Annotated in this window: 9 protein-coding genes; 5 read left to right on the top strand and 4 right to left on the bottom strand. The window is 66.4% G+C overall.

The window, feature by feature from the left end:
- A partial coding sequence (locus AB7E35_RS13690; protein ID WP_428164385.1) for a poly-beta-hydroxybutyrate polymerase N-terminal domain-containing protein occupies positions 1-629 on the bottom strand: 629 nt, incomplete at its 3' end.
- A gap of 73 nt (positions 630-702) precedes the next feature.
- Here AB7E35_RS13690 and AB7E35_RS13685 point away from each other — a divergent pair.
- From AB7E35_RS13685 to AB7E35_RS13675, 3 genes are read left to right on the top strand one after another with little or no spacing between them, the layout of a single operon-like run.
- Entirely contained in the window at positions 703-1,029 is a 327-nt protein-coding gene (locus tag AB7E35_RS13685) for a hypothetical protein (RefSeq protein ID WP_428167751.1), read from the top strand.
- Positions 1,026-2,630 carry a methyl-accepting chemotaxis protein gene (locus AB7E35_RS13680; protein ID WP_428167750.1) on the top strand — a complete coding sequence of 535 codons (1,605 nt, stop codon included), beginning with the start codon at positions 1,026-1,028 and terminating at the stop codon, positions 2,628-2,630. The genes AB7E35_RS13685 and AB7E35_RS13680 overlap by 4 nt, the downstream gene beginning before the upstream one ends.
- A 12-nt stretch (positions 2,631-2,642) precedes the next feature.
- Positions 2,643-3,116: a bacteriohemerythrin gene (locus tag AB7E35_RS13675; protein ID WP_428164387.1), complete on the top strand. Its 474-nt coding sequence runs from the start codon at positions 2,643-2,645 to the stop codon at positions 3,114-3,116.
- Positions 3,117-3,211: 95 nt separating this feature from the next.
- Here AB7E35_RS13675 and moaC read toward each other — a convergent pair whose 3' ends face one another.
- Positions 3,212-3,706 (bottom strand): cyclic pyranopterin monophosphate synthase MoaC, encoded by a 495-nt coding sequence (moaC, locus tag AB7E35_RS13670; protein ID WP_428164388.1) that lies wholly within the window; start codon positions 3,704-3,706, stop codon positions 3,212-3,214.
- 157 nt (positions 3,707-3,863) lie between these two features.
- Between moaC and AB7E35_RS13665 the strand changes: the two genes are divergently transcribed.
- Positions 3,864-5,474, top strand: coding sequence for a M48 family metalloprotease (locus AB7E35_RS13665; RefSeq protein ID WP_428167752.1), 1,611 nt, complete (start codon positions 3,864-3,866; stop codon positions 5,472-5,474).
- On the opposite strand, the gene AB7E35_RS13660 is transcribed toward AB7E35_RS13665, so the two are convergent.
- Both AB7E35_RS13660 and AB7E35_RS13655 read right to left on the bottom strand, forming a co-directional pair.
- Positions 5,442-5,798 (bottom strand): phage holin family protein, encoded by a 357-nt coding sequence (locus AB7E35_RS13660; RefSeq protein WP_428164389.1) that lies wholly within the window; start codon positions 5,796-5,798, stop codon positions 5,442-5,444. The genes AB7E35_RS13665 and AB7E35_RS13660 overlap by 33 nt on opposite strands.
- 70 nt (positions 5,799-5,868) lie before the next feature.
- The gene (locus AB7E35_RS13655) at positions 5,869-6,600 is read right to left on the bottom strand and encodes a TerC family protein (protein ID WP_428164390.1); all 732 of its coding nucleotides are present in this window, start codon (positions 6,598-6,600) and stop codon (positions 5,869-5,871) included.
- A gap of 531 nt (positions 6,601-7,131) precedes the next feature.
- Between AB7E35_RS13655 and ggt the strand changes: the two genes are divergently transcribed.
- Positions 7,132-8,994 carry a gamma-glutamyltransferase gene (gene ggt / locus AB7E35_RS13650; protein WP_428164391.1) on the top strand — a complete coding sequence of 621 codons (1,863 nt, stop codon included), beginning with the start codon at positions 7,132-7,134 and terminating at the stop codon, positions 8,992-8,994.
- Positions 8,995-9,014: the final 20 nt, after the last annotated feature.

Genomic DNA, 9,014 nt, shown 5'->3' with positions numbered 1-9,014 from the left:
GGCGTCACGGCCACATCCTTGCCCACCGCAAATTTCAGGGGCGGCAGGTCTTGGGGGTCCGTGTCGGGGCCTGCGCTCAGCATCTCCTGCAAATCCTTCATGAAGAACTGCATGCCGTCTTGCAGCGTGGCGCCCCGGCTGGCCTGGGCCGCATTCAACACTTCGGGGTTGGTGAAGAGCCAGTTGGACGGCGAGATGGCCTCCAGCGCCTGGCCGGTAAAGAAGTTGACCAGGTGCTGGTTGTGCCTGGAGATGCCGCCGCCTTGCTGCGCCGCCGCGCGCCACCAGGCGTCTGTCGCCTTGTAGCCGGCCTTGAACGCGCGAAACGGCCAGTGATTCCACGAGGGGTCGGTAAACCGCGCGTCTTTCTCCTCATGCGGCTCGCCAGACTGGGGCAGCGACGCATTCCAGGCCTGCAGGGACAAATCCAGGGCCTGCTGGGCCAGCACGGCCTGGCGCCCCGGCGAGGCCATCAGGTGCAGGGCCCAGTCGGCATGCGCCAGGGCCAGGGCAATGGGCGACAGGCCGCTAAAGGCGCGCGACAGCTGGGTGTGCACTGTCTCGTCAAGGGCCTGGGCAGCCTGGCGCTGGCGCTCCCGCAGCTGTTCGCTGTCTGGTGTCGAATCCATGATCATCGAAAAATCCTTGAGTGAATGAGAAAGCAACAACAGTCAATGCTCAACGCTTTACGCGAAGACAGGCTTGACTGGCATCAAGAAACGCGCAGCACCCTGCACATTTTTTTACACGGCCTTGCACAATGCAGCACACACATTACGATGCAATGTGTGTGCGCTGATCGGCCGCCAATGTGCCGGGATGCCGGTAAAAAAGCGCCGCCGGATGCCAAGACGTTTCACGCAAGCCGCGGGAAATTCTCGCAGTTACTTATTACAGAGCGGTTTTCCATGGCTTTCCGCACCGTTGCGCGCGGTTTTTTTACGGCTTGGTTTTGCCTCCGGCTTCTTGGTATTTTTTACTGTTTTTCTTCAACCCATCCTCAAAAGTACCGCCTGGCTACCGCAATGACGCAATCTTCTACCCACATCCTTTCCTTGCGCAGCCTGCGCATCGGCCCTCGCCTGGGCCTGGCATTTGGCGCGCTCATCGCGGTGATGCTGGGCATCGTGGTCATTGCGGTGCTGCGCATGGGCAGCATGATTGACACCACCCACCACATCCTTGATGAGGAGTGGGCCAAGACCGAGGCCTCCAGCACGCTGAGCCTGATTGCCGCAGCCAACGCCCGGCGCACGGTGCAGCAGGTGGTCAGCACGCCCCAGGAGCGCCAGCGGCTGCGCCAGGAAATCATGCAAGAGCGCGAACGGTTCGTGGCGGCATTCAAGCTGCTGAACGACACCGTCAAGCTTCCACAGGCACGGGCGCTTTTGGATAAGGCCGAGCAGGCGCGGCAGATTTATGTCAAATCGCAGCAGCGGTTTCAGGAGCTGCTGGATGCGGGCCAGGACGAACAAGCGCAGCAAGAACTGAAAACCGTCACGGTGGTGCAGCTGGCCATCATCTCGCAGGCCTGCGAAGAGCTGGCCCAGCTGGAGAAAAAGGTGGCACAAACGGCCGGCGCCAATGCCGAAAAGAGTGCCAACACCTCGCGCTGGACCATGATCGCGCTGGGCCTGGCCGCGCTGGTACTCAGTGTGGCAATGGCCTGGCGCATCACGCTGTCGATCACCACACCCATGGCGCAGGCCGTGCATGTGGCGCAGGCCGTTGCCGGCGGGCACCTGGGCAACACGATCGAAACGGGCTTTGCCGACGAAACAGGCAAGCTGCTGCAGGCGCTGCGCGATATGGATCAGGGCCTGGTGGGCATCGTGGGCGAGGTGCGCAGCGGCAGCAACGCAATTGCCACCGCCACGTCGCAGATCGCCAGCGGCAACCTGGATCTGTCCAGCCGCACCGAGGAACAAGCCAGCGCGCTGGAGCAGACAACCGCCGCCATGCAGGAGCTGGCGGGCACCGTGCGCCAGAACTTCGACAGCGGCAAGCACGCCGCGCAGCTGGCCGAGTCGGCATCGCAGGTGGCCGTGCGCGGCGGCGCCGTGGTCACCGAGGTGGTGCACACCATGGAGGCCATCAACACTTCGTCGCGCAAGATTGCCGACATCATCGGCATCATCGACGGCATTGCCTTCCAGACCAACATCCTGGCGCTGAACGCCGCCGTGGAAGCCGCGCGCGCTGGCGAGCAAGGCCGCGGCTTTGCAGTGGTGGCCTCCGAGGTGCGCTCGCTGGCGGGCCGCAGCGCGGGCGCAGCCAAGGAGATCAAGGCACTGATCGAGGAGTCGGTCAGCAACGTCAGCACCGGCAGCATGCAGGTGGAAAAGGCGGGCAGCACCATGGACGAGATCGTCGTCAGCGTGCGCCGCGTGGCGGACATCATGAACGAGATCAGCGAAGCCAGCCAGGACCAGACCCACGGCATCGAGCAGATCAACCAGGCCATGGGCCAGATGGATCAGGTGACGCAGCAAAACGCTGCCCTGGTTGAAGAGGCCGCCGCCGCCGCCCAGGCGCTGCAGGCCCAGGCCCAGGCGCTGGTGCGCGCCGTGGACGTGTTCAAGATGCAGGGCGCAGGCGATCGCCAGCCGCTGTCCCTGACCCGCGCATAAAGAGGAGCAGACATGGCTTACTTTGAATGGGCGGACGACATGGTCATCGACGGCGGCCCCATCGACGAAGACCACAAGCTGCTGGTCGATCAGGTCAACGAACTGCACTCCGCCACCAGCCAGGGGGCCGGGCACAGCGTGGTGGCATCGATACTGCAGCGCGTGATCACCAGCACGCGCGAGCACCTGGCCCGCGAAGAGGCCCTGATGGCGCGCCTGGGCTTTCCTGACCTGGAGCGGCACAAACAGGGCCACGAAGCTTTCGTCAACCGGCTGGACGAGCTGCAGCAGCGGCTGCAGGGCGGCGGCATCACCGTCGCATCGCAGTTGTCCACGGCGCTACGCGACTGGCTGTCGCTGCACATCCGGCGCAACGACAAGGAGCTGCGCAAGTTCGAGCGCCAGCGCGATCGTGAACGCCAGCGCGAGCAGGCCGCCGCCCAGCGCACCGGCCCCGTGCGGGCAGCGCCGCGGCGGCTAACCTGAGAAGGTGTGAACGCGCCTGCAAGCATTCAGTAGCTATACAAAAAATAGCTACTAGCGCTTATCCCACCTGGGTTGCAGGTTGTTTTGGCTTGAAATCAGGCCACAAAGCTGCCTGATTTGCCCCCGTGCTTTTCCAGCACCTGCACGCCGGTCATCACCATGCGCTTGTCGGCGGCCTTGCACATGTCGTAGATGGTGAGCAGCGCCACCTGCACGGCGGTGAGGGCTTCCATCTCCACGCCCGTGGGGCCCACGGTCTCGACGGTGGCGGTGCATTGCACGGCGTTGTGCGCGGGCAGCAGTTCAAAGTCAACGGCCACGCGGGTCAGGGCCAGCGGATGGCACAGCGGAATCAAATCGCTGGTGCGCTTGGCAGCCATGATGGCGGCAATGCGCGCCACCCCCAGCACGTCGCCCTTTTTGGCCGTGCCCGACTGCACCAGCGCCAGCGTGGCGGGCTGCATCTCGATGCGGCCGGTGGCGACGGCCGTGCGGTGGGTGGCGGGCTTGGCGCCCACATCCACCATGTGGGCCTGGCCCTGGGCGTCGAAGTGGGTGAGCGGGGTGGCGGGCGTGGCGGAAGCGTTCATGGCTGGCAGGCTGACAAGTCGGCGATCAGGCGCGAAACATTCGCGGGTGCGCGGCATCATACGGCCATGTGTTGATGGCCGCGGCATGCGGCATGCCCGGCCAGTCGGGCGGAGGAACCCCGTGCAGTATCACAAGCCTAAATGGCCTTTAGCTCTTATTTCTAGGGCGCTAGCAGCTACTTTTTTAATAGCAACCGGCACGGCACAGGCCCCCTTGGCCGTGGCCCAGCCGCAGCTGCCCATGATGGGCGATGGCGCCGAGATGACCACCAGCGCCGAGCGCAAGCTGGGCGACAGCATCATCCGCCAGCTGTACCGCGACCCGGACTACATCGACGACGCGGTGCTGCATGAATATGTGCAGGGCCTGTTCCAGGCGCTGCTGCAGGCCGCCCAGGCCCGCGGCGAGCTGGCGCCCGAGCTGCGCGAGCGCTTCGCCTGGGAGGTTCTGCTGGGACGCGACCGCACGGTGAACGCGTTTGCGCTGCCCGGCGGCTACTTTGGCGTGCATCTGGGGCTGATCGGCGTGGTGGGCACGCGCGACGAGCTGGCGTCGGTGCTGGCGCACGAGATCAGCCACGTTACCCAGCGCCACATCGCCCGCCTGATCGCCCAGCAGGGCCGCCAGACGCCGCTGATGCTGGGCACCATGATTCTGGGCGCGCTGGCCGCCAGCCGCAGCCCCGAGGCGGCGCAGGCGCTGGTGGTGGGTGGCCAGGCGCTGGCGGTGCAAAACCAGCTCAACTTCTCGCGCGAAATGGAGCGCGAGGCCGACCGCGTGGGCTACGGCCTGATGGAGCCCGGAGGCTTTGCGCCCCAGGGCTTTGTCAGCATGTTCGACAAGCTGCAGCAGGCCAACCGCATCAACGACAACGGCAGCTGGCCCTACCTGCGCAGCCACCCGCTGACCACCCAGCGCATTGCCGACATGCACAGCCGCATTCCGCAGGGCGCTGCGCAGCCCGCGCCCGCCACGCTCGATCACCTGATGATGGCTGCGCGCGCGCGCGTGCTGATGCGCCCCGGCGTGGACACCTGGCGCCAGTGGGTGGCCGAGCCGCAGGACGCCGGTTTTGCCGCGCGGCCCATGCCCGAGCGCGTGGCGGCCTGGTACGCGGCCACCCTCAGCGCGGTGCAGCTGGGCGACATGGCCACGGCGCGCAAATGCCTGCGCGGTTTGCAAAATGACTTGCCCCGCGCTTTGCATGGCGGCGATGGCCATGACGGCAAGGCAGCAGCGCGCCTGGCGCGCCTGCTGGGCGCAGAGCTGGAACTGTCCGCCGGCAACGCGCCCGCTGCCCTGTCCTACCTGCAAGGCAGCGTGGTGCTGGATGGCGCCCGGCGGGCCGGCGCGGCAGGTTCTGCAGGAGAGACGGGGGTCGCCAGGGCGGCCGAGGCGGCGCCGGGACGGCCCGAGCTGCTGCTGCGCACCCAGGCGCTGCTGCGCACGGGTGCGGCGGCAGAGATGGCCGGGCCGCTGCAAACCTGGGTGGCCACGCACCCGCGCGACGCGGCGGCGTGGCAGGCGCTGGCGCAGGTGTGGCAGCAGCAGGGGCAGCTGCTGCGCGCCGTGCGCGCCGAAGCCGAGGCCCATGCCGCGCGCTACGACTACGCCGCCGCGGTGGACCGCTTCAAGGCCGGGCAGGATCTGGCGCGCAACCCGGCCCGCGGGGGCAGCGCGGCAGGCGACTACATCGAGCTGTCGATCATCGACACGCGGCTGCGCGCCGTGGAGTCACTTCTGAAAGAACAGGCGGCCGAGCGCTGACTCGATCAGCAGGCCCAGCACCGAATAGATCAGCGAGCCGATCAGCGCTGCCGTGAATCCGCGTACCTGGAAGCCGTCGCCCAGCGCCGAGGCGGCAGCCCAGAACATCAGCGCGTTGATGACGAACAGAAACAGCCCCACGGTGACGATGGTGACCGGCAGCGTGAGGATGACCAGCACCGGGCGCAGCACCGCGTTGAACAGGCCGATGACAAAGGCCGCAATCAGCGCCGCTCCAAAGCTGCGCACCTCGACACCGCTGTAGAGGTAGGCCACGCACAGCAGGGCGGCTGCACTCAACAACCATTTGAACAACAGTCGCATGTTGACTCCTTGGGTGGGGCGCTGTGCGCGGTTGCCCGGGGTGCAAACCCCGGGCAGATGGCGCACAAGGTCAGCCGTGCTGGGCAGGCACCGTCTGCTCGCGGCGGGCCACGATGGCCTTGCCGACCGCCAGCACCAGCAGTGCGCCGGCCACGCTGGCGGCGTACTTCAGGGTGTCGGATTGCTCCAGCTTGAACATCCACTGCCACTTGTCGGGGTTGGCCAGGGCAGGGTCGCTGACCAGCATGCCGCCGGCAATCCAGCCCAGCAGCATGCCGCCGGCGACGATGATGATGGGGAAGCGCTCCATCAGCTTGATGACCAGCTGGCTGCCCCACACGATGATCGGGATGGAGATCAGCAGGCCCAGCACCACCAGCAGCAGCGAGTGGTCGCCCGCGTTCTGCGCAGCGCCGGCAATGGCGATCACGTTGTCCACGCTCATCACCAGGTCGGCCACGATGATGGTCTTGATGGCGGCCAGCAGCTTGTCGCTCTCGGCCACGTTGCCGTGGCCGTCTTCGTCGGGGGCGATCAGCTTGATGCCGATCCACACCAGCAAGATGGCGCCCACCACCTTCAGGAACGGCAGGTTCAGCAGCGTCATGGCAAAGGCGATCAGCACCACGCGCAAGATGATGGCGCCGGCCGTGCCCCAGATGATGCCCTTGGTGCGCTGCGCGGGCGGCAGCTTGCGGCAGGCCAGGGCGATGACCACGGCGTTGTCGCCGCCCAGCAGGATGTCGATGATGATGATCTGCCCCAGCGCAACCCAGAACTCGGGCGAAGTCAGAAATTCCATAAAGTCCTCGTTATCAGTAACCAAAAGCAGGCTTGCGCCACTGCAGTCAGTGACGGCAAGCCTGCGCACAGAAAGCACTGCGCGGTGACCGAAGACTTGTCCGCCTGCACGGGTTGCATTGCGCACGGGAAAGGGCAGCCTTGATCAACCCCGCAGGGCCGTCAAAGGTCTTGCTCGGCCCGCCTGCGGCCCATGCGCGCGCGGCGAACCCGGGCTGCCGGAAGCGGGACGCTTCGTACTGACGACAGACCGAAAGCCCTGCAGCCCGCGCGCAGATGCAGCGCGAAGGCCCAGCGCCGGGAGCTACTCCCCTTCGAAGGCGCCGATTGAACCACCGCAGGAGCCATGACGCAACCCCGGCTGCGTTGTGGATACCACGTACGGCATTGAGGCCTTGCGGCCCCATCGCCGGGCAGCCGCAAACGGTAGCCCGTTGCGGGATTCCCCTAACGAATCAGCGCGTCAGTTTTGTGACAGCGCCCGGCTTTAGGCCTACGCTGCGCCCTCGCTCACTTTTTTTCAGGAGTCGCAATGGCAACCTATTCCCTGAGTCGGCGTTATTCGCTGGTTTACCTGAGTGCGGCGGCACTGGCCGTGCTGACGGCCTGCGGCGGCAGCGATGGCCCAACGGCAGAGCCTTCGGAGCAATTTGTCCCGCCGGAGCCACCCTCGGGCTATACGGCCAAGGCAATTGCCTATGCCGACCGGGACATGGTTTCGGCCGCCAATCCGCTGGCCGTGCAGGCGGGGGTGGCCATTTTGGCGCGCGGCGGCAGCGCGATCGATGCGGCCATTGCCACGCAGATGGTGCTGAATCTGGTCGAGCCGCAGTCATCGGGCATCGGCGGCGGGGCTTTTCTGCTGCACTTCGACAAGGGCGGCAACAAGGTACTGGCCTACGACGGGCGCGAGACCGCGCCGCGCAACGCCAAGCCCGACCTGTTTCTGGACGGCGCCGGCAAGCCGCTGGGCTTTCTGGCCGCTGTGGATGGCGGGCGCTCGGTCGGCACGCCCGGCCTGCTGCGGATGCTGGAGGCCGCGCACAAGGCCCACGGCAAGCTGCCCTGGAAGGATTTGTTCGAGCCCGCCATCCAGCTCAGCGAAGAAGGCTTTGCGATTTCGCCGCGCATGAGTGTGTCGATTGCGGGATCGGCGGCGCGCATCAAGGCGCAGGGTGAGCCCGGCGCCAGCTATTTCCTGAATGCCGACGGCAGCGCCAAGGCGGCTGGCACCCTGCTGAAGAACCCCGAATTCGCCGCCACGCTCAAGGCGATTGCCGTCGGCGGCGCCGATGCGTTCTACCGGGGCGCCATTGCGCAGGACATCGTGAACAAGGTGAACCAGCACCCCACCAATCCGGGCACGCTGTCACTGCAGGACCTGAGCGGCTACACCCACAAGGTGCGCGAGCCGGTGTGCGGGGTGTACCGCGTGCAGTACCGCATCTGCGGCATGCCCGCGCCCAGCTCCGGCGGGCTGGCGGTGCTGCAGACGCTGGGCATCCTGCAAAACTTCAACCTGGCGGGCCTGGGGCCGAACACGCTCGATTCGGTGCACCTGATCTCCGAGGCCTACCGCCTGGCCTATGCCGACCGCGCCCTGTACGTGGCCGACCCTGATTTTGTCAACGTGCCGCAGGCCGGCATGATCAACGCCGACTACCTCAAGAGCCGGGCCAGCCTGATCAGCATGCAAACCACCATCGGCACGCCCGTGGCAGGCACGCCGCCCGACATGGTGCAGCCGCGCGGGGCCGACACATCGCTGAACCTGCCGTCCACCAGCCACCTGTCGATCGTGGATGGCGCGGGCAACGCCGTGTCGATGACCACCACCATCGAAAACGGCTTTGGCAGCCTGCAAATGGTGCGCGGCTTCCTGCTGAACAACCAGCTGACCGACTTCTCTTTCACCGCCACCGACGCGGCCGGCAAGCCCATCGCCAACCGCGTGGAGCCCGGCAAGCGCCCACGCAGCTCGATGGCGCCCACGCTGGTGTTCAACGCCGGCACGGGCGACCTGGAGGCCGCCATCGGCTCGCCGGGCGGCAGCGCCATCATCCAGTACACCGCCAAGAGCCTGATCGGCATGATCGACTGGAAGCTGAACGTGCAGCAGGCCATCAACCTGCCCAACTTCGGTGCCCAGACCAACGCCACCACATCGATTGAAAAAGGCTCGCTGATTGACACCGCCGCCATCCGCGAAGGCCTCAAGGCCCGCGGCCACACCGTGGCGCAGACCGACAGCTTCACCAGCGGCCTGCACGGCGTGGTCTTCAACGGCTGGCGCGACGACGGCAGCGCAGGCCTGCTGGCGCGCAACCCGGGTGCCGGCACCTATGCCGGTGGCGCCGACCCGCGGCGCGAAGGCATTGCCCTGGGCAATAACTGAGGCATTGCGCCCCTGCCCGC

This window comes from Diaphorobacter sp. (assembly GCF_050251835.1).
GTDB lineage: Bacteria > Pseudomonadota > Gammaproteobacteria > Burkholderiales > Burkholderiaceae_C > JBFXIE01.
This window is presented reverse-complemented; position numbering and strand designations above follow the sequence as displayed.

Excerpts from the sequence above, each read along its gene's own strand:
- AB7E35_RS13680 (WP_428167750.1), top strand. The coding sequence starts at position 1,026 with ATGACGCAATCTTCTACCCACATCCTTTCCTTGCGCAGCCTGCGCATC.
- moaC (WP_428164388.1), bottom strand. The coding sequence starts at position 3,706 with ATGAACGCTTCCGCCACGCCCGCCACCCCGCTCACCCACTTCGACGCC.
- AB7E35_RS13660 (WP_428164389.1), bottom strand. The coding sequence starts at position 5,798 with ATGCGACTGTTGTTCAAATGGTTGTTGAGTGCAGCCGCCCTGCTGTGC.
- AB7E35_RS13655 (WP_428164390.1), bottom strand. The coding sequence starts at position 6,600 with ATGGAATTTCTGACTTCGCCCGAGTTCTGGGTTGCGCTGGGGCAGATC.
- ggt (WP_428164391.1), top strand. The coding sequence starts at position 7,132 with ATGGCAACCTATTCCCTGAGTCGGCGTTATTCGCTGGTTTACCTGAGT.
- AB7E35_RS13675 (WP_428164387.1), top strand. The coding sequence starts at position 2,643 with ATGGCTTACTTTGAATGGGCGGACGACATGGTCATCGACGGCGGCCCC.